Source organism: Paenarthrobacter aurescens (assembly GCF_025421775.1).
Classification (GTDB): Bacteria; Actinomycetota; Actinomycetes; order Actinomycetales; family Micrococcaceae; genus Arthrobacter; species Arthrobacter aurescens_B.
The window spans coordinates 1-232 of sequence record NZ_JAOEFX010000776.1 but is presented as its reverse complement, the minus strand read 5'-3'; the positions used below and the strand labels follow the sequence as shown (position 1 = coordinate 232).

Genomic DNA, 232 nt, shown 5'->3' with positions numbered 1-232 from the left:
AAGCCCGGGAAGGTGATGACAGTACCGGAAGCCGAGAATTCTGCGTCGCGTCCGTCAGTGGCCACTGCACCGAGGCGTATGGTGGCGGTTGAACCCTTGGCGTCAGCCATCTGGGAGGCAACCGTGCGCTTCCAGATGAGATCGTACAGCCGGAACACATCGCCGCTCAGTTGCTTTGCAACCTGCTCCGGAGTGCGGAAGGAGACTCCCGCGGGTCGGATGGCCTCGTGCG

The 232-nt window shown here is 62.9% G+C and carries 1 protein-coding gene; it reads right to left on the bottom strand.

What is annotated here, in order from left to right:
• Positions 1-232: DNA topoisomerase (locus N7568_RS25555; RefSeq protein ID WP_261612408.1), on the bottom strand; the 232-nt coding region annotated here is incomplete at both ends.